Here is a 24,329-nt window from a genome sequence, read left to right on the forward strand (position 1 = left end):
CCTCTCTCCTTTGAAATAGAATCTACGACTTTTCCTATTCCCTTATTCACGGTTGGATAACACGCACGGATGCTTATAAAACAAAAAAAGCCTGAATGGAGGCAACCCTCCATTCAGACTTTTCGGCACTTTATAGGAATAATCCTGCAATTGTTGCAGAAAGCATAGAACCTAAAGTCGCACCGATAAGAAGCTTCATACCGAAACCAGATACTCGTCCACCTTTTTCCGCATCGATCCCTTGAACCGTACCAGCAATGATACCGATCGAGGAGAAGTTAGCGAAACTTGTAAGGAAGACCGTTACGATACCAACTGTTTTCTCCGATACGCTATCAAGCATATTTGAGAATTCAAGCATCGCGACAAATTCGTTCGTTACAATTTTCGTACCCATGATTGCACCAGCGTCAACGACTTCAGCTGCTGGAATACCCATCAGCAAACCAATTGGAGCAATAATATAACCAAGGAGTTCTTGAAGCGTAAACCCGTTGAATACAGCTCCAAACACCCAGTTTACAAGCTCAAGTGATGCGATAAAAGCAATCAACATGGATGCAACGATCAAGGCGATTTTACCACCATCAAGAGCCCCATTACCCATGGCTTCGAAGAAACTTTTAGCATTGGAAACATCCTGAATATCCACTTTGTCCTCTTCTTTAGAAACTTTAACCGGTGCAATAATGGATGCAACGATCAAGGCACTGAACATGTTTAAAGGAAGAGCAACTAGGATATATTGACTTGGCAGCATTCCAAGGTACGCACCTACGATAGAAGCAGATACAGATCCCATTGCAGAAGCACTGACAATATACAAACGGTTGTCATTCAAGTTGTGAAACTGTGACTTGATCGCAATCAAAGCCTCTGACTGACCGAAGAAAATACTGTTTACTGCGTTGAAAGATTCAACCTTCGGCAAACCAGTAATCTTAGATAGTCCCCAACCGAGATATTTAATAATGAATGGCAAGATCTTCAAATACGTCAAAACAGATAGAATAGTTGCGAAGAAAATGATGATGAGTAGAACGTTGAAGAAAAACACGCCGTTTTCTCCTACCTCTACGCCACCTAGTACGAAGTTAACCCCGACCGTTCCAAATTCAATCAATTTGTTGAACCCGGCGGAAATCCCGTCAATAATGAGTTTACCGATGGTCGTGTTGAACATGAAAGCCGTAATCAGCAACTGAACGACAATCATAACCCCTATACCTTTGTAGTTAATGTTCTTACGATCGTTGGACATCAGAAAAGCGATTCCAAGAATGATCGCAATAGCAAGAATTCCTAAAAGAATACCCACAATAAGTCCTCCCCTAATTGTTAAATAAAGTATTTATGAAAATGCTTACATCAAGTAATTCCACTATGGATTTTATCAGGTTGTCAGACGTCATGCAAGGTTTATTTGTATGTAATAAATAACAAATCATGACATGCTAGTCACCCTATGCTCTAATATGCCTTTATTTATAAGGGTTTATCCCTTTTTAAGGATCTTAATAATTTTTTGTCACATGGGTATACACTTGTACACATAAAAAAAGAAACGCCAAAAAGCGTTTCTTTTTCTATGACTTTTGCATTTTTCTTAATAAGAACAAGAAGTACGGGGCTCCAATAACAGCTGTAAAAATTCCTGCCGGGACTTCTGTAGGTGGAAACAAGCCTCGCCCCAAATTGTCAGCAACCATTAAGAGTAACGTTCCCGTCAGCGCTGAAACAGGCAAAAGATAGATATGCTTATTTCCCACCAATTGTCGGGCAATATGCGGAGCAATTAAACCGACAAATCCGAGTGTACCTACTACTGCTACTGAAGCACCTGCAAGAATCACCGCTATGATCAATAATAGCAGTCTTGCCTTTCGAACAGGTTCTCCGAGTCCTTCTGCGACATCGTCTCCAAGACTAAGAACATCAAGTTTTGGAGCTAGGAAAAGCGTAACCGGGACAACAATCACAATCCAAGGCAGCAGCAGCCACACATCTGTCCAATCTTTCCCCCATAAGCTGCCGGTTAACCAGACCAGTGCTGCATTCGTCTCTAACGGAAATTTAACCGTCAAAAACTGAATTCCTGCCTGACAAATCGCTCCTAACGCAATACCAACAAGAGCGAGGGTTGCTGGCTGGACGCCTCTTTTAAATGCGAAGATATAGAGGCCGATCGTGACTAATCCCGCTCCTATGAATGCGGCAATCGGAAGGCCGATGACAGGCAAAGAAGGAAAGAGAATGATGACAGCGGCCGCTGCAAACCCTGCGCCCTTAGTAATTCCTATGACATCCGGTGAAGCAAGGGGATTTCGTATGATTCCTTGTAGGATGGCGCCGGATATCCCTAATCCAGTTCCTACCAACAAGCTCATAATAATTCGTGGCAAACGAAAATTCTCAATAATGTATCCGTCGCCTCCTGCTTCCACACCAGCAAAATAATTGAATATGGCACCGGGCGGAATCCATACAGCCCCGACACCAATGGATAGAAAAGCCCCTACCAAGACGAGGATAGAAAGGGAGGTCATGATCGCGACGGGATGCATCTTTTTCAATCTCATGCTGCTCGTCCCCCTCTGCTAGCCAAATATAAGAAAAATGGGGCACCCAGAAGTGCCGTCACTATACCCACCGGAGACTCTGCGGGAAAGGAAATGAACCTGGACAATACATCCGAGATTGTCAATAATGCCGCGCCAAAGACGGCTGATACCGGAAGGACGACACGATAATCTGACCCCATGAGCTTTCGTACAATATTAGGTATGATCAAGCCTATGAAACCGATTGGACCTGCAACGGCTACCGAAATGCCGGCCAACAGGATGACTAAGATGGCTGATGAAGCCCGGATCCACCCAATTCTCTGTCCTAATCCCCTCGCGACATCGTCACCTAATCCGAGAATCGTCAGCCCTTTGCCTAGAAATAGTGCACCGATCAGACCAGTCAATGACCACGGAATCATCAAGCGGACATCAGCCCATGTGCGACCATCGATACCACCGGCAAGCCAAAAAAGAACATCTTCGGTTGATGTTTCATGAAAAAGGACGATCCCTTCAATTAAAGAGGACAAAAACAAATGGACCGTAATCCCTGCCAATGCCAATTTGACGGGCGTCATCCCTTCACCTGTAGAGGAGAGTGAATAGACAATCGCACCTCCAACAGCTGCACCCAAGAATGCAAAATATACAAGCGTCGAAGAACCTAGCCCAGGAAAGAGCACAACACCAGCGACCACCATTAATGACGCTCCTGCATTGACTCCAAAAACTTGAGGAGAGGCTAAGGGATTGTTTGTAATGGCTTGCATGATCCCTCCGGCAATAGCTAAACATGCACCGACAATCATTCCTACTATAGCTCTCGGTAAGCGGATGGTATGAATGATGGAAGCGGCTTTCCCGTCATCAGGAGAAACCAAAAGTTTGAACACATCAGCAAATGGAATGGCGTAGGCCCCAATACTTAAACTCGCGATGAAGCTTGCAATAAGGACAAAGATGCCGCAAAAGAAAGTAAGGATCCACTTATATTTGAATAAAGATGATTGCTCAGATATATGCTGCACTTGAATTCTCCTATCTATAGACTCTTTTCACCTTATCACAAACGCTGGGAAAACGTCTTCTGCTAAAAAAGGAAAGAGCGAAGGGCCTCCCTCCGCTCTCTGAACAATTATTCTTCATATAAATAGTTGATGGCGTCCTCTAGAATTTTCTCAGATGAAATCAAGCCTCGGAAACGGGACCACATGTTACGATCCACCTCGTGGACCTCTCCATTTTCCACAGCTGAAATATCCTGATACAATTCATTGTTTTCCCACTCATCAACGACCGTTTGATCTCCAGCGACCATATGGAACATCACATCTGGATTGAACTCAACGACCTGCTCCAGGTTAATCTTGTTGTAGCGTTCGTCTCCACTCTGGATCGCGTTTTTCAAACCAATAGACTCCAACAGAGAGCCGGTGTAAGATTCCATGTTGTGGGCGAAGTAACCGCTATCCGCGACTACTGCAGGGAGAACGGTCCGCTCCTCATCCTCAGGTACCTGCGCTCGAAGCTCTTCCATTTTCGCCTTGTGATCGGCTAGAACTTCTTCCCCTTTTTCTTCCATGCCCATTGCTTTTGACACGGTTTCAAAGCTTGAGATAATGCCTTCATAATCTGCGGCTAGAGAAGGAAGAATGATCGTTGGAGCAATATCCGACAACTGATCATAGATATCTTTGTGCCTCTTCATATCTGCAATAATCAAATCCGGTTGAAGGGAACTGATCACTTCTAAGGAAGGCTGCTTTCTAGTACCTACAGATGTATAGTCACCGATTTTCTCACGGATCGGTTCAATGATGCGTTCTGAATCATCATCGTCTGCGATGCCGACAGGGGAAACCCCTAAAGAAGCAAGGTTGTCAACGAATGAAAACTCAAGAGCTACGACCTTCTCAGGCTGTCCTGTAATTTCGGTTTCTCCCATTTCATGTTCAATTACGCGTGTATCTTCCGTGGATTCACTGCTTTCATCCTGAGTATCTTCTGAAGCTTGATCTTCGGAAGAACTTCCACAAGCACTGACAACTAGGATAAGAGCGAGCATAATAAACGAAAATAAAGTTTTCTTCATATGTAATACCTCCATTGTTATTGATAATCATTATCAAACGCTTCATTTATCATACTTAATATTGAGATAAATGTAAAGGGTACAACAAAAGGACTGCCGCCTTTAATAGAGCGACAGTCCTTCCATTTATTGCGAAATAAACATCTGTGTCCAATAGTGCCCGTAGCTTCCGCCCTCTGCATAACCTACACCAATCTGCCTTAAATTCGGATCTAGAATGTTCTTCCTGTGTCCCGGACTGTTCATCCATCCATTGACCACTTCCTGTGGCGTTCGTTGACCCGCAGCGATGTTTTCTGCGGCACGATTGTAGGAAATATTGAAATCTCTCATCATATCAAATGGTGAACCATAGGTAGGGGACGTGTGTGAAAAGTAGTTTTTATTCGCCATGTCTCTGGACTTGTACCTGGCAACGCGTGACAACTGCCAGTTGGCTTTCAAAGCAGGAAGACCGTTTTTCGCCCTTTCCTGGTTCGTCAAGTCAATCACTTGGCTTTCGACTGATTTAATGTCCGCTTTCAGAGGAATTGTCACCCTGTCTCCTGGATAAATGAGATCAGGATTGGTGAACTGTGGGTTTGCATTGATGATTTCACTCAAACCAATCTTGTATTTTTTTGAGATCTTCCATAATGTATCCCCGCTCTTAACGGTGTAAGTATCTGTTGCTGCATGGGTCATCTGAGGGGTTTGCACAAACAACACCGCAGCAAAAATGATGGCGCCTAACCACATCCATACTTTCAAGTGCTCTCACTCCTTTTTTAGTGTCAGATGTAGTTTGACCCTCACCGTTAAAATTATGTATATAGAGGAAAAGTTTAGGAATTAAAAACGCACCCACCGGTGGTCAGTCGGTGGGTGCTATACCATAGGGGAGGTATAATCATTTTATGAATGAAACGAGCGGGCCACTTCAACCAATTGTTGTCGTGTCACACTCTGTTCATTACCTTCTTCAGGCGCCACACTGGCACGGTAAGTCATCAAGTACGTCACTCCATCCTTTTCCCAGGTCAGTTTTTTGGAGAAGCGATTATCTTCATAAACTCCTTCTACTTCTTCACTAATGGAAAGTTCTTCCGGATCTATCCAGGGAGTATCCATTTCACCTTGGGAGAATTGAATGGTCAACAGATCATTGTCTGGGGTGTAAAAACTTAAATCCATGCACTCTTTCCCTTCATCCTGATAGATGTCAGAGACGACACTGATCATCGGGATAGGAATGTACTCAGGCAGCTCTGGTTTAAACTCTAATTGTTCAACTGCCGAAGATACCTTCTCCATGTTGTAAGAATGGTACCCACTAGGAACCGCATGGGTTTTGCTGCAAGCACTGATCATCAATAAAAAGAAAAATAAAATTCCAAACCTTTTCCACACGCTTCTTTCCTCCGTCAATTCTATGTTTCTAATATAGAGACGAGATGACTCCCAAAAAGGTTTCACGTGTGAGGAAAAAATTTTAATTAATGATTCCGTGCTGAATAATTTCTACTTCCACTGTTGGTGTAATTGATATTTCCGGATAGGTTTCACTCCAGTCTATTTCTTTCCATACTTCCGGGTGATAAGCTTTTACTCTTCTTCCTATCCCGAACACATCACTATTCGCTTCTTGAAGCTGAGCGATTATATCTACCGACTCTTCGGTAAGTCGCTCTGAGAGCTTCTTGCTAATTTCCTCTATCCTCCCTTTCACATATAAATGATCGGAAGGGTATTCAGCAATTTTCACGCTCATATCTAAGTGAATGGTGGCAGCAATCTCTCCATCTTTATTCTCGACTTTCATTTTCCGATCATTTTCAGCGACACTTACAGTCACATAATCTAAAATTTCATCTTTACCATTGTCATCAATTTTTTCAGTCAAGCGAGCTACCCTTCCTTTCACCCCTTGCAAGAGCATATACATCGTTGTTTGTTCCGCTCCAATCTTTTCCCCTGTATATGCTTTTTCATGAAACAATCCCATCCCGTTGAAAGTGAGTAGGCTGCCATCATCTTCTATTTTCAATAAAGGTACAGAAAAGTCGATCCCAGGTTCCAGTAATTCAGCACAAAGCAGTTGCAGATTTTCACCAGTCGCATGAGTTGATGAAACAGCAGCTTCCAACAGGCCTCCGATATAATTACTGATCCTGGTCGCTCCACTATGATTCATACTTATCACTTCTTTAGCCGTTCCTTCTTCGACCACAGCAAGATAAGCATTCAGATTACTGCGAGGACTGCGGTACATGTCATCAAGAATAGGGTAGATATTCTTTTTTGCAAGGTCCTCGCCTAGTAGGACTACTTTCACTTTTGATGGATCGTACGTTTCAGATATCATTTGATCAATTTTATCTCTTGCATGTAAAGGTGTGTTTGCAGAGGTCGATACAATTTGTAAACTTTCACTCCCCGGGCCTTCGGATGCTCTATTTACAGTAGGGATGGATACTGTCTGAATGATTTCTCCCTCTTCTCCTTGATCAAATCCAAGGGAAAGTACAAGTTTGACGTTTTTAAACTGTTTTTCGTCCCAGCATCCCGTAAGAAACAAAGTGCATACCATACAGATAAAAAAACATACCTTCAAGACGAACTCTCCCCCTTCCTTCTGTTTCTTATGAAGTAACTTAAAGGAACCATGATTAATGGTAGGGCGACAGAAAAAATATAGCCGGAATTGGTCACAACCTTGTTGAATGCTTGAATTCTTGATATGTCTAAACCAACGTATATGCTGATGATGAATATGATTACACCAATAAGAACAATAAAATGGCTCTGGGGCTCCCTCTTAAATAGATCTGACAGTCCTAAACTGGCCATGTATAAATAAGTAGCGAGTGTAGTCGCCACATTGATCACCCAGATTGAAATAAAGAACAAGTCGATCCTCGCAATGATCGGCAGCGTAAATGCCTTCAGCATATACAAAACGGGTTCTGGAACTAGTTTAAGCTCACTCGTACTGAAAAAAGTAAAGCTTGCAAAAACCGTAAACATATAAAAAGTCGTAACAAAACAGTGCGCATAAACAATCGTTTTCAATTTTTGTACATGCGACCCTTCAACCTTTGAGAAAATAACGAGCGAAACGATAAATCCAAAAAAGGAAAAGATCGCTTTATTTATACCAGCAAACACCTTCCCCCAACCCGATTCTAAAATGGGAAACAAGTACATGAGGTGCATTTCTTTTGTAGCAATAATAATAAAAAAGATCAGTAATCCTAACAGTAAAGAAAGCATCGTGTACATACGCCCTAATACGATCAATCCACCGCTTACCATGTACATACAAACCGAAATCAATAATGAAGAAGTAACCCATAAAGGCGTGTTGGGCAACACCCACATACTGATCATCCTGCAGAACAATAGAATGATTAACGAGCCTACGCCAATGAAATATAAAATATACAAAATGGAAATCGGTTTTCCAATCCACTTTGTAAATAGTTTATCGTTTATGGTGTACAAGGTATCTTCAGGAAAACTTTTCGCTACCACCCAAATTCCAAGAAGAATAACTTGAATAGCAAGGGCACCGATAAGCAGGGAAATCCACCCATCTTGCCTCGCTACGCTGTGCAAGTCATAGGGGACAGAAAGAATTCCTACTCCAATTTGAGTTTGAACGATAATAAAGAAAAACTGTCTTTGCGACAGCTTTTGATCATTGTTTCGTGTCTTTTGTCGAGGAGGTTTTCTCTCCTGGACTGCCTTGCTTTGATTGGTTCTGTCCATCTCGATTTTTCCACTCCCTTGAAGGGTCCAAAGCTACAGGTTTAAGCGCATGGGCGTCCTTTGGTCTAAGCTTCATCATAAACATGGGCAAACGGACGAACGTATCCTTCAGATCAACAAGACTCAGCGGAGCAAGGGGGGCAAAATAAGGGACGCCAAAAGAATGGAGCCTCGTCAAGTGAGTCAGTATAATTAACATCCCAAATACGATACCGATAAACCCGAGCGTTCCTGCGAGTACAATCAACGGAAAGGTTAATAAACGAAGAGCTGTACTCAGTTCATTAGAAGGAACGACAAAGGATGCGATGGCCGTCAACGCAACCACAATGACCATTATGTTTGAAACGAGCCCTGCTCTTACCACTGCGTCCCCGATAACGAGACCACCGACAATACCAATCGTCTGACCAATCGGAGCAGGAAGCCGTATCCCCGCTTCCCTGATCAGTTCAATGATGATGACCATGACAAGCCCTTCTATAATGGGTGGATAGGCAATTTCATTGATCGAAGCTTTTACTGGAATTATGAGTTCGTCAGGAATAACTTCAAAATGAAAACTGACAACAGCAATGTAAAAAGCTGGCAAACCTACCGCAATAATGAAACTGAACAAGCGTATCAATCGAACGAAAGTTCCGGTGAACCAGCGCATATTATAATCATCCGGGGCCTGATAAAACATAAAGAAAGTCGCTGGTGCAATGAGGGTCGTAGGACTCCCCTCCGACATAATGGCGACTCTTCCCTCCACTAAATTGGCTGCCACTCGGTCCGGCCTTTCCGTATTCAACATTTGAGGAAACGGAGAGTTGGACTGATCTTCAATAAACTCTTCTACATGTCCCGGACTATGGATCATGTCTGAATCAATAGAATGCAGTCTTGTCTCAATTTCCTGGACAAGTGTAGGGTCCGCTATACCATCCATATAAATGACAGAAACATTCGTGTTCGTCTTTTTACCTAACTTAAAGTATTTGATTGTTAAATCTCTGTGTTCCACCCTTTTGCGGATGAGGTTGATGTTTGTCATCATATTTTCGACAAAACCATCATGAGCTCCGCGGACCACTTTCTCATTCTGTGGTTCTTCAGGGGTTCGTCCAAACGAAGAAGTGACACTGAACTGGGAGATTTCCTTCTTTCCCTCTTCCATATAAATTGCATGTCCGCGCAAAAGTGTTCGTACAGCTTCTTCTAAGTCGCTCGTCTTTTTTGCATTGGGAAGTTGGAAAACGTCATCGGCATGCCCCATTTCGAGTGGTGCAAAAATCTTTTCATGGATTTTTTCGTGTTCAGCTAAAGACTCAAAATATAATAGAGCCGCCTCACCTTTTTTTAAGACCCTTATCTTTAAATCGTTGGTTTGATGAAAAGCACCTAAGATATACTCAACGTTCTCTGACAACCTTCTTGAGCATTGTACTTCTTTCTCACCCGAAGGTTCGGACATATGTCGGTCGGCTAACTTATCACGGTTATTCCTGAAAATTCGCGTAAAGATTCCCATTTCGCATCACCTAACCTTAATTTGCCACGGATAAAATGGAATATACCTAACAAATCTTATCCTCTCCAAAAACCCTCATCCAATAACGTTGAAGACTCAGTTTCGAGGCTTTTACAGGAGAAATGGTGGTTAGGAAACAGCTCACTACAGAACTTAACTCAAAAGTCTCTAAACCAACTCTGTCAAAATCAAGAACTTTAATAACAAAAAAAGTCCTACGGCATGATAGCCGTAGGACATACTGGTTTAGTGGCCTGGGAAGAAGACCATTTGCAAAATGAAAATAACTGCGAACATATACAGCATCCAGTGAACATCTTTTCCTTTTCCAGTGACCAGCTTTAGCAACGGGTACGTAATAAAGCCGAAAGAGATCCCTGTTGCAATACTCGAAGTAAGAGGCATGGAAAGGATAATGATGAAGGCCGGGAAAGCATCATCGAAAGAACCCCAGTTCACCTTTGCAAGACCGCCCATCATAAAGCAACCGACAATGATCAATACGGGAGCTGTAATGGCTGGCAACCCAGAAACTGCTCCAACGATAGGGGCAAAAAACATCGACAGAATGAACAAGAACGCAACAACCAGAGTCGTTAGTCCAGTCCGTCCTCCAGCTGCTACTCCTGAAGAAGATTCAATGTATGCGGAGGAAGGACTCGTTCCGAACATAGCTCCCACGGTTGTAGCTGAGGCATCAGCCATTAAAGCCGCACGTGCTCTCGGAAGGCTTCCATCTTTGCGGATGAAACCTGCTTGTTCCGCTACACCGATCATCGTTCCTGTCGTGTCGAAAATCGTAACGAGTAGAAAAGCGAAAATGACTGTATAAAGCCCATTGCTGAATACCGCTCCAATATCCATATCCCAGAAGACAGGAGCAGGCGGGGCCTGGATGAACCCTTCCAGCTGGAGCTGTCCCGTGAAGAAGCCAATGATACCTGTCACGAACATACCGATGAACAATCCGCCCGTCACGTTTCTAGCGATCAGGATCAAAGTGAAGAAAAGCCCGAATACAGTCAACAATGGACCTTTTGCCGTCAAGTCACCAAGCGTAACCAACGTTTCTTCACTAGGAACAATGATCTCTGACATTCTTAAACCGAGAAAAGCAATAAATAAACCGATGCCTGATGTGATCCCATATTTTAATGAAGGAGGAATCGCAGTAATCAATGTCTTTCGTAAACTTGTCAAACTAAGAAGAACAAACAATATACCTGATACAAACACAGCCCCGAAAATAACAGAATAACTGACATCCTGTTGAACGACCTCTGTAACGAAGTAAGCATTCAATCCCATCCCTGGAGCAATAGCTATGGGATAATTGGCAGCGAAAGCCATGATCAACGTACCAACGACTGCTGCAATGATCGTCGCCATGAACACTTGCTCGAATGGCACTCCAGCACTTGAAAGAATCGCCGGGTTAACAACAACGATATAGACCATCGTCAAAAATGTCGTTAATCCTGCAAGCAACTCTGTTTTAACACTTGTATGATTTTCATTTAATCGGAACCATTTGTTTAACATTTGGAAACACCAAACTTTCCATAAGAATTACAACGTGTATTATAATATTATTTTTACGAACAAAAATCAATAGAAACATTATAAATGTTCGTTTTTATTATCACTACATAAAAAAACCGTCGGAGGAAATCATTCCTCCGACGGTTTTTCAGCTGATCGCTTGACTCTATACCATTCCATCATTTCTTCTGTGTCCTTCTTCTCAAGGTAGTAGCAGGAAGCAAGCGCCCTTCCTCCTCCCGAGGTCAACATGACCTCTATGCTTGAGAGGTGTGTCCTTCTTTGAAAATACGTCTGTTTTTCATATGAGGCCTGAATGCGGTACTTTTTCATAAAGTAGGTCTGTTTGATAATTCCTCTCGATCGTAAGGTAAGTTGGTCTCCAAGTACATTCCATCCTGCATCATGGTAGGCAAGCCAACCGAGTACAGCTAAGAAGAACCCGGCCAAAATGGAAAGCAGACCATAAGGAAAAAAGAAAATACTAATGGGAATCGCGGCTACAAAACCGAACCATGAGTGACGGAGAATATAACGCAATAACGATCTTTTAGGTGGTTGATGAAAATCATCCACAACATCATAATCAGGCAGCACCTTTTTCAATATTTCCCCTACTTTTGCTTCTTTGATCATTGGCAGCAGACGCAACTGATGCTCATCATTTTTCAAGACCGAACCCCCTGCACTGATTAACGTGACAGAAGCGTATCCTAAAGGTTGTCGAATTAAATTTTCTTCCATCCGGACTCCCTGGATTCGATTCAAGGGTATGGTCATCTGCTTTTTCTCCAGCCACCCACGGGTAATGATCAAATCATCTCCGTCAATAAAAACAGAAAAGTTCGCATACCTTAGAATGGTCATCACAATCGATATCCCATAAGCCACTAGTAATATCACGAGAGCCGTAAAAGCAACGACCAGTACCCCAATCTGAATCCAATCAAGGATTTCATTGTAAATGGTCCCTACAGGTAAAAGGTCCATGAATTGAGAAAAGAAAACAGCTACCCCGGAGATGACTACTCCCGCACCGCCAGAAGTGACCGCCATCATTACGATTTCTTTCATTGACATGGCATAGACCTTTACGCGCTTTGGTTCTTCCATCTCTGCTTGTAGTTCTTCAGTCTCACTAACTTCGCCATCCTGTCTCCCGTATCTTCGTTTTTTCTCCTGGAAAATAGCTTCTTCCAAGGAACTTGCGTCTTCCCGGCGAATCGCCGTCAGTTCAGCCTCTGCTTTTTCATTTCCTGTAGATCCAGCGGTCTCAACTGAAACCTTAACAAGGTTCAACGGACGATGGAAAATACCCTCCGAGAAATCAAGACTCTGAATTCGATCAATAGGGATGTATCTCTTTTTACGGAAAATAAGCCCATATTCAATTCTCAGCTCTCCCTCTTCCATGCGGTATGTAAAGCGAAGCCAGCGAATAATCCCTGAACCTAAAACGAGTAGCAGAACACCAATCCATATGAGCAATGGAATCCAATCCACTTCTCCACTGAAGATGTTTCCATTCAAAACGAGCACAATGATCAATGGCAAAGCCGCATCTTTTAACGTCTTCACAAAGTTGATGATGGCTGAAATCGGATGGAGTCTTTTAGGTTCAAACATCATCTTCCGCCACCCTTGCTAAGGAAGAGATGGACTGGCGCAGACGCTCCGCTTCCCGCTCGTCTAATGCCGGAATTTTATGTACCGTTGCGGCAGTAGAAATGCTGATCGTAGATAAGCGGAATTTCCTAAGTAGTGGGCCTTGTTCTGTATCGACATGTTGCACTCTCACCATAGGTACGAGCGTACGCGTCACTATAAATAACCCGTACTGCAAGTCGATCTCCGTTTCAGTGACATCATACCTCCACCTTTTCCATCGTAACGTTGGCACAAGCCAGACCATTGAGAGCACCTCCAACAAAGCGATGCCTAGTCCAATTAGAACGATCCACCATGGCCACTCCCATAAGAAAACGGTGACGGTTAGACCAATCGTCAATAAGAGAATGATTCCCACCTGTATCCATCCGTAAATGCGCCACAATGTAAGTGCCCGTTGTGAAATTCTCTGTGTCGGTTGTTGTTCCATTCTTCCACCCCCTGTATAGGATTACGATTGAGCGATCGAAATGTTTCATTATTATAAAAGAAGCCGGACATGACAGCCCGGCTATCCCTTTATTTTTTTCCCTCTGATAATGCTTTAGATTTTTCCGTACAAGCAGTCATTCCTTGAATGATGGCATTTCTGAAGCCGGCTTCTTCAAGTTTTGTCACACCAGCAATGGTTGTCCCCCCAGGCGTGCAGACAGCATCCTTCAGTTCACCAGGGTGACGCCCGGTCTCTTTGACCATTTGAGCCGCACCTTGAACAGACTGGGATACCATTTTATACGCTTTGTCTCTTGGGAAGCCTTGCTGAACTGCCGTATCGGCCATCGCTTCAATAAGCATGTAAATAAAAGCCGGAGAAGACCCGCTTACAGCCGGCACGGCATCCATCAACTTTTCTTCTACGATTTCAGCTTCTCCAAAACTTTCAAACACTTCCATCACTTCTGCTAATTCCTCTTTGGTGACAAAATCATTCGGACACAGAACGCTCATGCCTGCTCCGACAAGCGAAGGAGTGTTCGGCATGGAACGGATCACTTTCACATTGCGTCCAAAAGCTTCTTTCATGGCATCGAGTGTGATCCCGGCAGCAATAGTGACAACTACGGTATCCTCGGGTACTTCATCCTTAATTTCCTGGACGACCCCTTGATACACATAAGGTTTCACCGCTAAGAACAGCAGATCACTTTCTCTTGCCACTCGTTTATTTTCATTGGAAATATTAATCCCATATTCATCAGTCACAAAGTCTATCGTTTCATCGGATAAAGCCGTCGCAGCGATATCACGCGCCTTTACAAGGCCCGCATCAATCATCCCTTGAATCATCGCCTGCCCCATTTGACCACAGCCGATAAAACCTATACGCTTATTCACCGTACATCCCTCCTTGGTGACTCTTATTGTATAGGAAGATTGTCGAACGTACAATTCCATAATGGATATCCTTCGTTTTCTCTAGTAAAAATTACATGTTTTTTCTAGAAAAGGTTTACAAACCCGCATGTCTTACCTATAATAATAAATGTATTCTTCATATCATAGTGAAACGCCCAAAATATCATAGCTGCTACGAAAAAAGCCGAGCTGCCTTAAGCTCGGCTTTTTTCGTGTTCTCTTTCATCTTCTTTGATTGCTTCAAGAAGCTTCTTCACTTCTTTTTTATTTTTTCTTGCTACAAGGATATACAACGTGTCTCCAGCTTTGATTTCTGTCTGGCCATAAGGGGTGATCACATCCCCGTCACGGATAATGGCATTGATCAATGCCCGATCAGGCAATTCCATATCTTCTAATTTTTGACCAACCACGATGTTTCTTTCCGTTACATCGAACTCAATCATTTCAACGTTTGCTTTGCCGATAGAAATCAGCTCAAGAGAATGAATCGGATTCCCAAGCTTATCGGAAACAAGATGGAATCGTTCAGCAATCCAGGTAATGGAAGAACCTTGTACCAGGGCTGAAGTAAGGACTGTAAAGAAAACAACGTTGAAGATGAGCTGGCTGTTCTGAATTCCCGCAAGCATTGGGAAGATGGCAAGGACGATGGGTACAGCACCGCGCAAACCAGCCCAGGATAAAAAGTACTTTTCCTTCATCGTAAAGGAAAAACCGATCAGACTTAAAAGGGTGGCCACAGGCCTCGCGATAAAAATGAGCACTAGAGCTATTAACAAACCATCTACCATGACAGGCCATGTGAAGACTTCTGTTGGAGAGACGAATAGTCCTAGAATAATAAACATAAGGATTTGGGCCATCCAACCAAATCCTTCATGGAAACGCAAAATGGAATAACGGTAGGCCAGTTCAGCATTACCGATGACAACAGCAGTTACATATACAGCTAAAAGACCACTCGCTTGGAGAAGTGAACTTGAACTGTATGATAAAAAGGCGAAACCTAAGGCGAACAAAGGATAAAGTCCACTGGAGTCAAGATTGATCCGGTTAAGCGATAAGCTTGCCAGGTAACCGATGCCCGCTCCGACAGCAAGTCCAGCCCCCATCTGCCAAAAGAAAGATCCGATCATCCCTAATATATTGACTTGATCAATCGTGAGCAATTGAATGATAGAAATGGTCAGAAAAACAGCCATCGGATCGTTTGTACCCGACTCTGCTTCTAGTGTCGCTTCAAGTTTAGGTCGGACATTTTTACCTTTTAAAACGGCAAAAACGGCAGCCGCATCCGTAGACCCTACAATTGACCCCACAAGGAACGCTTCAATCCAACCGATATGTAAGATGAACTTGGCAGCTAAAGCTACGATGGATGTCGTAAGGACAACCCCTATTGTAGCTAATGAAATGGAAGGAGCCACTACCGGACGTATGTCTTTCCACTTTGTCAGCATACCACCCTCAAACAAAATCACAATCAAGGCGATGACACCAATCAACTGAGCAATTTCCGGGTTGTCGAAATAAATGAATCCAAGTCCATCATTCCCCACAAGCATTCCAACGGCAATAAACAAAACAAGAGAAGGAACCCCGAGCCTGGAAGAGAACTTTGTAACGATGATACTGACAATGAGCAATAGAGCCATCAGCATGATGAATTGATTGGACTCTAAAATTTCCTGAATCATAAACGATACTCCTTTTATTTTCTATATAGGAACATTATAACAAGGAGAACTCAGGTTTAAGTAATAAAACACTCGTCCAGATTTTAAAAACACAAAAAAGGCCAAGCAACAAGATGTTACTTGGCTCCTTTGCAACATCAGCTTAGCATCTCTTCTACTTGTTCACTAAAGAATTGTTTCATAGCATGAAATACATCTGCTTTTCTTCTCAAAATGTAATAACGGAACTTCGGGTGATCGATAGATTTATAAGCCTGCATTAGACTCGAGGAACGATTGTATTGGTTGACTTCTCCATAACCAAACATTTGTGAAACCTCAATGAGTTGTTCAATCAATCCCAGACAGCGTTTATTGTCAGATGTTAAATTGTCACCATCGGAAAAGTGGAACGGATAAATGTTGTAACGGTCCGGTGAATACTTCGTCTCGATCAACTCTAATGCCTTACGATAAGCTGAGGAGCAAATCGTCCCTCCACTCTCCCCTTTGGAAAAGAAATCTTCCTCACTGACAACTTTTGCTTGAGTGTGGTGGGCCACAAATTCAATTTCGACCGTTTCATAATTCCGGTTCAGGAACCTGGTCATCCAGAAAAAGAAACTTCTGGCCATATATTTCTCCCACTGTCCCATAGAACCACTTGTATCCATCATTGCAATAACTACAGCTTTAGACTCCGGTTTGGTTTTTTCATTCCATGTTTTAAATCGAATATCTTCCGGATAAATCGGTGCAAATGACGCTTCCCCACCCAAAGCGTTTCGTTTATACGCTTCAAGCATCGTCCTCTTCTTGTCAATGTTTCCAGTCAATCCTGTTTTTCGGATATCACTGAACTCGATATCTGTGTGAATGATATTGTCTTTTTCCTTCTCATCCAAATTCGGTAAGGTCAATTCCTTAAACAAGGCTTCCTCTAACTCTGCTAATGAAATCTCTGCCTCATAATAATCTTCACCAGCTTGATCACCGGCTCCATCCCCATCGCCAGGCTTACCTTTCGATTGTTGCGGCGCTTGAGCGACGACATCTCCGACTTCACTATCTCCTTCACCTTGTCCTGCATGCTTATTCTTCTCGTGATTATAACGGATCTTATATTCATCAAGTGAACGTATTGGAATCTTAACGACACGCTTTCCATTCGACATCACAATGTTTTCTTCAGTAATGAGATCTGGTAACTGCTTGCTCATCGCATCCTTCACTTTTTCTTGATGTCGCCGCTGATCGTCGTAGCCTTTCCGATGGAGGGACCAGTCGTCTTCGGCGATTACGAAACTCATCTCTTCATCCATGTAATTCCCTCCTAATCGAGTATTACTCTATCGTATGCAGGTCCACGGTAATGGATGAAAGATATTGAGATATACATGGATTATTTGTTTCTTTCGCCTAAATTGTCTACCTTTTCACAATCAGATTGATAGTCCATGCTGGTAAATATGTTGTTTAAGTATATGGCAGGATTGTGTAAGACATGATTTCGAGACAATTTTAAGCAAAGAAAAACCCCTTCCACGGATGTTGTGGAAGGGGTTTTATTTTAGCCTTCGAGCAATAGATCGAATGGATCTTCAATCATTTCTTTAATTCTGCGCAAGAACTGTACCGCATCTTTTCCATCTACGATTCTGTGGTCGTAGGAAAGAGCAATGTACATCATTGGGCGAGCTTCAATTGTGTCATCCGGCATGACTTTCGCACGCTTTTCAATGTTGTGCAATCCAAGGATTCCTACTTGAGGTGCATTCAAGATTGGTGTGGAAAGCATAGAACCGAATATTCCACCGTTCGTGATTGTAAATGAACCACCTTGCAAGTCCTCAAGACCCAGCTCTTTGTTACGTGCTTTGGTCGCAAGGTCAGCAATTCCTTTTTCAATACCGGCAAAGTCAAGGCGATCCGCATCACGGACAACAGGAACGACGAGACCTTCATCTGTTGATACCGCCATACCGATATCATAGAACTGTTTCTTAATGATTTCGTTGCCCTGAATTTCTGCATTGAGTAATGGGAATTCCTTCAATGCTCCAACTGCAGCTTTTGTGAAGAAGGACATGAATCCTAATTTGATGTCGTGTTTCTTAAGGAAGGATTCTTTACGTTCACTTCTTAGCTTCATAACATTGGTCATATCTACTTCGTTGAAGGTTGTAAGCATCGCAGATTCCTGCTGGGCTTCAACGAGTCTCTTAGCAATCGTTTGGCGTCGGCGGGACATTTTCACCCGTTCGACTGGTTTATCAAACTCTGTTTTCTTCGTTTCTTCTTTTTTCTTCTCCTGCTTCTTAGGTTTGTCCTCAGAAGAAGAGTTGGAAGAACCTTTAGATTCTTGCTTATTTTCTCCTTTAGCAGCTGCATCGACATCTTCCGGACGGATACGGCCAAGGGGATCGCGAGCAGAAATCTCACTCAAGTCAATTCCTAATTCACGCGCACGTTTACGAGCAGCAGGAGTAGCAATCACGTCTTTAGAATCTTTTTTGGACGTCTCTTTTTTCTCCTCAGAAGCTGGTTGCTGCTTTTCTTCTTTGTTGGATGCTTCTTTTTCTTTTTCTTCTTCTGGTTCGGACTCTTCCTCATTAGAAGATGTATCTTCATCAGAGCCTCCGGCTTCGCCGTTTTCATCGACTTTAGCAATCACATCGCCGACTTCAACGTCGTCTCCTGCTTCTCTCAACAACTCAGCAATGACACCACTGGCATCAGCATTCACTTCAACGTTTACTTTATCTGTCTCAAGCTCGAGAATTGGATCGCCTTTTTCCACTTGATCCCCTTTTTTGACGAGCCATTCTGATATTGTACCTTCTGTTATGGATTCAGCTAATTCAGGAACTTTAATTTCCTTCATTTGTTTCTCCTCCTTTAGACATCTGTAGCGCTTCATGAATGATTCGATTCTGCTCCGTTTTATGGATGTTCGGCTCGCCTACGGAAGGGGAAGCACGGTGCGGACGACCGACAAAGCGGTGGATCTGTCCCTTTTTCAACAGCTTGTGCAAAATCCCTTCGACGAAGTACCAGCTACCCATGTTCTGTGGTTCTTCTTGGACCCATACTAATTCTTCTAAATTCGGATAAGACTCTAACATCTCAGCTAATCGCTGTTCAGGGAACGGATAGATTTGTTCGATTCTTACAGCATCGATCGTCTCAAAGGTCTGATCGGTACCGTCTACCGTATCTTCAATATCGACCATGATTTTCCCGCTTCCGAGAAGGAGTGTTTTCACTTTTTCTTTATCCTTGTTCTCAGATAAAATGGGTTGTTTCATAATCGGTTGGAATCGTCCCGTACTGAACTGTTCCCCGGAAACCGCCACGCGCTGATTCCGCAACAAACTCTTCGGTGTCATCAACACAAGAGGGCGTGCTTCTTCCTGATTACTAATGGCTGCTTGTCTTCTTAACAAGTGGAAATATTGGGCAGAAGACGTGACATTCGCAACCGTCCAGTTGTTTTCAGCAGCGAGCTGTAGGAATCGCTCAAGACGTGCACTGGAGTGCTCCGGTCCTTGACCTTCGTATCCGTGAGGAAGCAAGAAGACCATATTGGACATTTCTCCCCACTTGGCGCGACCCGCCGATACGAACTGGTCAAAAATGACTTGTCCAGCATTAGCGAAATCACCGAATTGTGCTTCCCAAAGCACAAGAGATTCTGGTGCCTGGACACTGTACCCATACTCAAAACCAATGACACCAGCTTCAGACAATGGGCTGTTATGAATATCAAATGACGCATTCGCCTGTTCTAATCCATGCATTGGACAATACGTTTCTCCTGTTTCTACATCATGAAGAACAAGATGACGGTGGGCAAATGTTCCACGCTCCGTATCTTGACCTGTAATTCGAATTGGACGGCCATCTTCAAGAATCGAAGCAAACGCTAAGGCTTCAGCTGTCGCCCAGTCGACCTTCTGCCCGTCATCAAGCATTTTACTGCGTCTTTGAAGAATTTTTTCGAGCTTTTTGAAGCCATTAAACCCTTCTGGACGTTTCAACAGGCCTTCATTCAATCCTTTGAGACGTTCAAGATCGATTGCTGTGTCAATTTCGTCAAGGTTTCGTTCGACTCCACTCGGGCGATCTTTTACATCAGGAGAAGACGTTTCATGCTCGTTCATATTGTTATAGATGTCGCGTAGTTTTTTCTCTACTTCCGCTTTCATATCATCAAGAGCGCCATCTCCTACGACAGATTCTTCCTGGAGCTGTTTTTCAAACACAGCCGCAGCCGTAGGGTGTGCGTCGATTTCTTTATAAAGTTTCGGTTGGGTAGAGCGTGGTTCATCCATTTCATTGTGACCAAAACGGCGGTAGCCTACGAGATCGATTAAGAAATCTTTATGGAATTTCTGGCGGTACTCATATGCAAGAGCCATAGCTGATAAACAAGCTAGCGGATCATCAGCATTCACATGGACGACAGGAATTTCAAACCCTTTAGCAAGGTCACTCGCATATCGTGTGGAGCGTCCATCTTTCCGGTTTGTTGTGAATCCAACAAGGTTGTTAGCAATAATGTGGACCGTTCCACCGGTACGATATCCAGGGAGGTCACTCATGTTCAGAGTTTCTGCTACAACACCTTCACCGATGAACGCGGCGTCACCATGGATCAACAGGCCGAATGCCTCGTCCTCATCCATTTTGGCATAGCCTGGTTCTGATCGGTCATCCTGAGCCGCACGTGTGAAGCCTTCGACTACAGGGTTGACGTATTCCAGGTGTGATGGATTATGGCTAAGAGTCACGCGTGTAGCAGACTGTTCACCGTTTTCAATTTCCCTTCTCGCCCCAAAGTGATATTTCACATCACCTGTCCAGCCGTAATTGATCCCCATTGAGCCTTCTGATGGCACCAGTTCCTTATCTGGAGAAAGGTGAAATTCAGAAAAAATACGATCATATGGTTTGCCGAGGATATGAGCAAGGACATTCAAACGTCCCCGGTGGGCCATGCCCATCATGATATGTTTGATTTTATCGCCCGAAGCCGATTGGATGATGTGATCAAGCATCGGCACCATGATATCCAGGCCTTCAATTGAAAAGCGCTTCTGCGCAACGAATGTTTTGGCAAGGAAATTTTCAAAGCCTTCGACTTCAGCAAGTCGGTAAAGCAATTGTTTTTTCTCTTCATCTGTCAATGACACCGTATAGGAACCAGTGTCCACTTTATCCTGGAGCCATTTTCTTTCATCTTCGTTATTCACATGACCGAATTCAAAAGAAATGGTCCCTGCATAACGTTCTTTTAGCGTTTTGACTACTTGAAGTGCGTTATCCAGTTTCATTGGGGCATCAGGCCACACCCAATCAGCCGGAATTTCTTTTAAATCTTTCTCCTGTAGTCCATATGTTTCTAATTCAAGCAAATTTGTTTTAGGTCGCTCATCACTGCCTACCGCGTAAATATTCGCTTGTAGATGACCATGACGACGAATAGCCTCAACAAGTTTCAACGCTGAGGTAATTTTAGCTATGTCCCTTTCAGAAGGTGAAGCAGATCCATTGGTTGCAGGAACTGTTTCGCTTCCCATCCATTCAGGAGCCCCGTGCTCATCAAAGATTTCCTTCAAGGAAGGATCGACAGCACTAGGATCGTTTTCATATTGTTCGAATTGTTCTTCGATGTACCCCATGTTGGGGCCATGGAAATTTCCCCAAAAGTTTTGAGTGGAGCCTTGTTTAGACACGTAGAATACCCCCAAGTAGTTGTTGGCTAATGTTTCCTCGAAAACGTTTCCAAGTCCATGTACTATTATAGAATTGAAACGCTTCCGTATTCAACAAATTTCGCTTAATTTTTTAATGAATGTTCAAATCCATTCCATTATAACAAGAAAGACGCACCGATGGGTACGCCTTTTTCACTTTTTGCCACTAAAGTGATATTTCGTTTTGTTATTCTTCGTCCTCCAAGACGCGGTAAGCCATATCATAAAGTTTCATTTGGCTGTTAATGGGTTGGGCGTTTTCCGTACGTTTGACATGCTCATAGGATCCGTCATTCTTTTGTTCCCGCGCTTTGACATTGTCATTCAGCATGACCGATAGTATCTTTTGCAATCGACTTTTAATCTCGGGTTCATGGATGGGGAACAAAAGCTCGACACGCTTGACCATGTTTCTTGTCATCATGTCAGCAGAGGATAAAAAGACACGATCATCTCCATTATGGTGGAAATAATAAATCCGACTGTGCTCAAGGAAACGACCGACAATACTAATGACACGTATGTTATCACTGAACCCCTGAATTCCAGGGCGAAGGCAGCAGATCCCACGTACGATCAAATCGATTTGCACGCCTGCTTGAGAGGCTTCGTAAAGCTTCATAATTAAATTTTTATCCGTCAGGGAATTCATCTTTGCTATAATGCGTCCATTGCCATGTTGCTTTTGAAAACGGATTTCATTATTAATATACCGTATAAAGTCATTTCGTATATCAAACGGGGCCATCGACAGGTGGTGAAATTGTGGTTTTTCGGTGAACCCGCTTAGATAATTGAAGAAATCTGTGGCATCAATCCCGAATTTCCGTTTCGCTGTAATGATTCCCATATCTGTATAAAGCGATGCTGTCTGGTCATTGTAGTTCCCTGTTCCCAGGTGAACGAAACGTTCAATTTTCTCGTTTTTCTTCCTGACCACCAAGGTGATTTTGCTGTGGGTTTTCAGATAGGTCATTCCATAAATCACGTGACAGCCCGCTTTTTCTAGTTCCTTGGCCCATTGGACATTGTTTTCTTCATCAAAACGCGCCTTCAATTCTACAAGTACAGTGACTTGTTTCCCTTTTTCCGCTGCGCGCTTAAGGGCATCAATGATTGGAGAATCTCCGCTAACCCGGTATAAGGTCTGCTTAATAGCCAACACGTGGGGATCATCCGCTGCTTCTGCTACAAAGTCAACGACAGGTTCAAACGATTCGAACGGATGGTGGAGGAAAACATCACGCTCCATCACTTGTTCGAAGATATTTTCATCACTACTCAGATCCCGTGGGGGCTGAGGCATGAGCGTTTCGTAATAAAGGTGATCCTTAACGTCTTCAAACGTTTTATGGAATTTGAATAAAAAAGTTAAGTCCAGTGGTCCATTTGTGATGTACAAGTCATCTTTATGAATTTCCAGGACTTTCAATAAAAAGTTGATCAATTTCTCGTCATACTTTCCATCCCGGACTTCCAGCCGAACTGCCGCTCCCCACTTCCGCTTCTTCAATTCTTTCTCAATCTCTTTTAGTAAATCACGTGCACCTTCTTCATGAATCGTCATATCGGCATTTCTTGTTATTCTGAATTCTGTGATCGATTCAACTTCATACCCTTTGAACAATTTGCTCATAAAATGACCGATGATTTCTTCTAATAGAACATATTGATACTTATCTTCGTGATTCACAGTTACGAACCGGTCCAGTACGGAAGGTACTTGGACAATCGCCGTTTTCGTTGCTCCTTCCCGATCAAGTTCATCGCGGATGACGACAGCGAGATTGATGGACTTATTCAAGAGCATTGGAAAAGGGCGATAGGCATCTACCGCCATCGGGGTCAACACCGGAAAAATCTCTTCATCAAAATAGGTTTCAAAACGCTGGATCTCTTCTTTTGTCAGGTCATCAATAGACAAAATGGAGATTCCCTCTTGTTCCAATTCCGGTTTCATCGACTGATAGGCCGCATATTGTTTTTCCACATTTTTGTGGTTCATCTCAGCGATTTTCCTCAGCTGCTGCTTCGGCGTCAAGCCGGCTTTGTTCTCCGGTTTATTGAAACCGGCTTTGACTTGGTCTTTCAGTCCCGCGACCCGCACCATGAAGAATTCATCAAGATTGGAAGATACGATAGCTAAAAATTTCAACCGTTCCAGCAAAGGGTTGTCCATATCAAGAGCTTCATCCAACACCCGCTCATTGAAGCCTAGCCAGCTGAGCTCTCGATTGTTATAAAAAAGTGGATTGTCCAATTCTTTCGTCTTTTGTTCTGTTGACATTACGCACACCCTTTACACATGTATTCACATTCAGTTTAATACATCAATATATTCCACATTTAAAGGCAAAGTTAACTTCTTGTAAAAAATTGATGATATATGTCGAAAGCTTA

Annotated in this window: 18 protein-coding genes; all 18 read right to left on the reverse strand. The window is 43.2% G+C overall.

Annotated features, from left to right (window positions below):
• Nucleotides 1-130 precede the first annotated feature (130 nt).
• The 18 genes from K2225_RS06220 to K2225_RS06305 all read right to left on the reverse strand — a co-directional run bounded on the left by K2225_RS06220 (nt 131) and on the right by K2225_RS06305 (nt 24,216).
• Complete coding sequence (locus tag K2225_RS06220; protein WP_220583942.1) at nt 131-1,318, reverse strand: NupC/NupG family nucleoside CNT transporter; 1,188 nt, start codon at nt 1,316-1,318, stop codon at nt 131-133.
• Between the two features lie 268 nt (nt 1,319-1,586).
• Nucleotides 1,587-2,579 (reverse strand): FecCD family ABC transporter permease, encoded by a 993-nt coding sequence (locus tag K2225_RS06225; protein ID WP_255574241.1) that lies wholly within the window; start codon nt 2,577-2,579, stop codon nt 1,587-1,589.
• Complete coding sequence (locus K2225_RS06230) at nt 2,576-3,595, reverse strand: FecCD family ABC transporter permease (RefSeq protein WP_370632713.1); 1,020 nt, start codon at nt 3,593-3,595, stop codon at nt 2,576-2,578. Before K2225_RS06230 ends, K2225_RS06225 begins: the two co-directional genes overlap by 4 nt.
• Nucleotides 3,596-3,702: 107 nt before the next feature.
• Nucleotides 3,703-4,659 (reverse strand): ABC transporter substrate-binding protein, encoded by a 957-nt coding sequence (locus K2225_RS06235; RefSeq protein ID WP_220583943.1) that lies wholly within the window; start codon nt 4,657-4,659, stop codon nt 3,703-3,705.
• Between the two features lie 126 nt (nt 4,660-4,785).
• Entirely contained in the window at nt 4,786-5,397 is a 612-nt protein-coding gene (safA, locus tag K2225_RS06240) for a SafA/ExsA family spore coat assembly protein (RefSeq protein ID WP_220584033.1), read from the reverse strand.
• 156 nt (nt 5,398-5,553) lie between these two features.
• Entirely contained in the window at nt 5,554-6,048 is a 495-nt protein-coding gene (locus K2225_RS06245; RefSeq protein ID WP_220583944.1) for a hypothetical protein, read from the reverse strand.
• A gap of 82 nt (nt 6,049-6,130) precedes the next feature.
• Nucleotides 6,131-7,252 carry a Ger(x)C family spore germination protein gene (locus tag K2225_RS06250; RefSeq protein WP_220583945.1) on the reverse strand — a complete coding sequence of 374 codons (1,122 nt, stop codon included), beginning with the start codon at nt 7,250-7,252 and terminating at the stop codon, nt 6,131-6,133.
• Nucleotides 7,249-8,409: a GerAB/ArcD/ProY family transporter gene (locus K2225_RS06255; RefSeq protein WP_220583946.1), complete on the reverse strand. Its 1,161-nt coding sequence runs from the start codon at nt 8,407-8,409 to the stop codon at nt 7,249-7,251. The genes K2225_RS06250 and K2225_RS06255 overlap by 4 nt, the downstream gene beginning before the upstream one ends.
• A complete protein-coding gene (locus K2225_RS06260; RefSeq protein WP_220583947.1) occupies nt 8,339-9,925 on the reverse strand; it encodes a spore germination protein in 1,587 nt (528 codons plus the stop codon). Before K2225_RS06260 ends, K2225_RS06255 begins: the two co-directional genes overlap by 71 nt.
• Before the next feature lie 246 nt (nt 9,926-10,171).
• Nucleotides 10,172-11,467 carry an NCS2 family permease gene (locus K2225_RS06265; protein ID WP_220583948.1) on the reverse strand — a complete coding sequence of 432 codons (1,296 nt, stop codon included), beginning with the start codon at nt 11,465-11,467 and terminating at the stop codon, nt 10,172-10,174.
• A gap of 129 nt (nt 11,468-11,596) precedes the next feature.
• Nucleotides 11,597-13,093: a PH domain-containing protein gene (locus K2225_RS06270; RefSeq protein ID WP_255574242.1), complete on the reverse strand. Its 1,497-nt coding sequence runs from the start codon at nt 13,091-13,093 to the stop codon at nt 11,597-11,599.
• A complete protein-coding gene (locus tag K2225_RS06275) occupies nt 13,086-13,565 on the reverse strand; it encodes a PH domain-containing protein (protein WP_220583950.1) in 480 nt (159 codons plus the stop codon). Before K2225_RS06275 ends, K2225_RS06270 begins: the two co-directional genes overlap by 8 nt.
• Nucleotides 13,566-13,654: 89 nt before the next feature.
• Complete coding sequence (gene proC, locus K2225_RS06280; RefSeq protein ID WP_220583951.1) at nt 13,655-14,470, reverse strand: pyrroline-5-carboxylate reductase; 816 nt, start codon at nt 14,468-14,470, stop codon at nt 13,655-13,657.
• 215 nt (nt 14,471-14,685) lie between these two features.
• Nucleotides 14,686-16,191: a potassium/proton antiporter gene (locus K2225_RS06285; protein ID WP_220583952.1), complete on the reverse strand. Its 1,506-nt coding sequence runs from the start codon at nt 16,189-16,191 to the stop codon at nt 14,686-14,688.
• Nucleotides 16,192-16,328: 137 nt separating this feature from the next.
• A complete protein-coding gene (yhbH, locus tag K2225_RS06290) occupies nt 16,329-17,492 on the reverse strand; it encodes a sporulation protein YhbH (protein WP_220583953.1) in 1,164 nt (387 codons plus the stop codon).
• Nucleotides 17,493-17,740: 248 nt separating this feature from the next.
• Nucleotides 17,741-19,054: a 2-oxoglutarate dehydrogenase complex dihydrolipoyllysine-residue succinyltransferase gene (gene odhB / locus K2225_RS06295; protein ID WP_220583954.1), complete on the reverse strand. Its 1,314-nt coding sequence runs from the start codon at nt 19,052-19,054 to the stop codon at nt 17,741-17,743.
• Nucleotides 19,041-21,908 (reverse strand): 2-oxoglutarate dehydrogenase E1 component, encoded by a 2,868-nt coding sequence (locus tag K2225_RS06300; RefSeq protein WP_220583955.1) that lies wholly within the window; start codon nt 21,906-21,908, stop codon nt 19,041-19,043. The genes odhB and K2225_RS06300 overlap by 14 nt, the downstream gene beginning before the upstream one ends.
• 208 nt (nt 21,909-22,116) lie before the next feature.
• On the reverse strand, nt 22,117-24,216 hold the full coding sequence (locus K2225_RS06305) for an RNA degradosome polyphosphate kinase (RefSeq protein ID WP_220583956.1): 2,100 nt from the start codon (nt 24,214-24,216) through the stop codon (nt 22,117-22,119).
• Between the last annotated feature and the right edge of the window lie 113 nt (nt 24,217-24,329).

The organism is Halobacillus sp. Nhm2S1, assembly GCF_019599545.1.
Taxonomy (GTDB): domain Bacteria; phylum Bacillota; class Bacilli; order Bacillales; family Halobacillaceae; genus Halobacillus.

Bases quoted from the DNA above. Each gene is read 5' to 3' on its own strand.
- K2225_RS06225 (WP_255574241.1), bottom strand. From the start codon at position 2,579: ATGAGATTGAAAAAGATGCATCCCGTCGCGATCATGACCTCCCTTTCT.
- K2225_RS06235 (WP_220583943.1), bottom strand. From the start codon at position 4,659: ATGAAGAAAACTTTATTTTCGTTTATTATGCTCGCTCTTATCCTAGTT.
- safA (WP_220584033.1), bottom strand. From the start codon at position 5,397: ATGTGGTTAGGCGCCATCATTTTTGCTGCGGTGTTGTTTGTGCAAACC.
- K2225_RS06255 (WP_220583946.1), bottom strand. From the start codon at position 8,409: ATGGACAGAACCAATCAAAGCAAGGCAGTCCAGGAGAGAAAACCTCCT.
- K2225_RS06260 (WP_220583947.1), bottom strand. From the start codon at position 9,925: ATGGGAATCTTTACGCGAATTTTCAGGAATAACCGTGATAAGTTAGCC.
- K2225_RS06265 (WP_220583948.1), bottom strand. From the start codon at position 11,467: ATGTTAAACAAATGGTTCCGATTAAATGAAAATCATACAAGTGTTAAA.
- K2225_RS06270 (WP_255574242.1), bottom strand. From the start codon at position 13,093: ATGTTTGAACCTAAAAGACTCCATCCGATTTCAGCCATCATCAACTTT.
- K2225_RS06275 (WP_220583950.1), bottom strand. From the start codon at position 13,565: ATGGAACAACAACCGACACAGAGAATTTCACAACGGGCACTTACATTG.
- K2225_RS06285 (WP_220583952.1), bottom strand. From the start codon at position 16,191: ATGATTCAGGAAATTTTAGAGTCCAATCAATTCATCATGCTGATGGCT.
- yhbH (WP_220583953.1), bottom strand. From the start codon at position 17,492: ATGGATGAAGAGATGAGTTTCGTAATCGCCGAAGACGACTGGTCCCTC.
- odhB (WP_220583954.1), bottom strand. From the start codon at position 19,054: ATGAAGGAAATTAAAGTTCCTGAATTAGCTGAATCCATAACAGAAGGT.
- K2225_RS06305 (WP_220583956.1), bottom strand. From the start codon at position 24,216: ATGTCAACAGAACAAAAGACGAAAGAATTGGACAATCCACTTTTTTAT.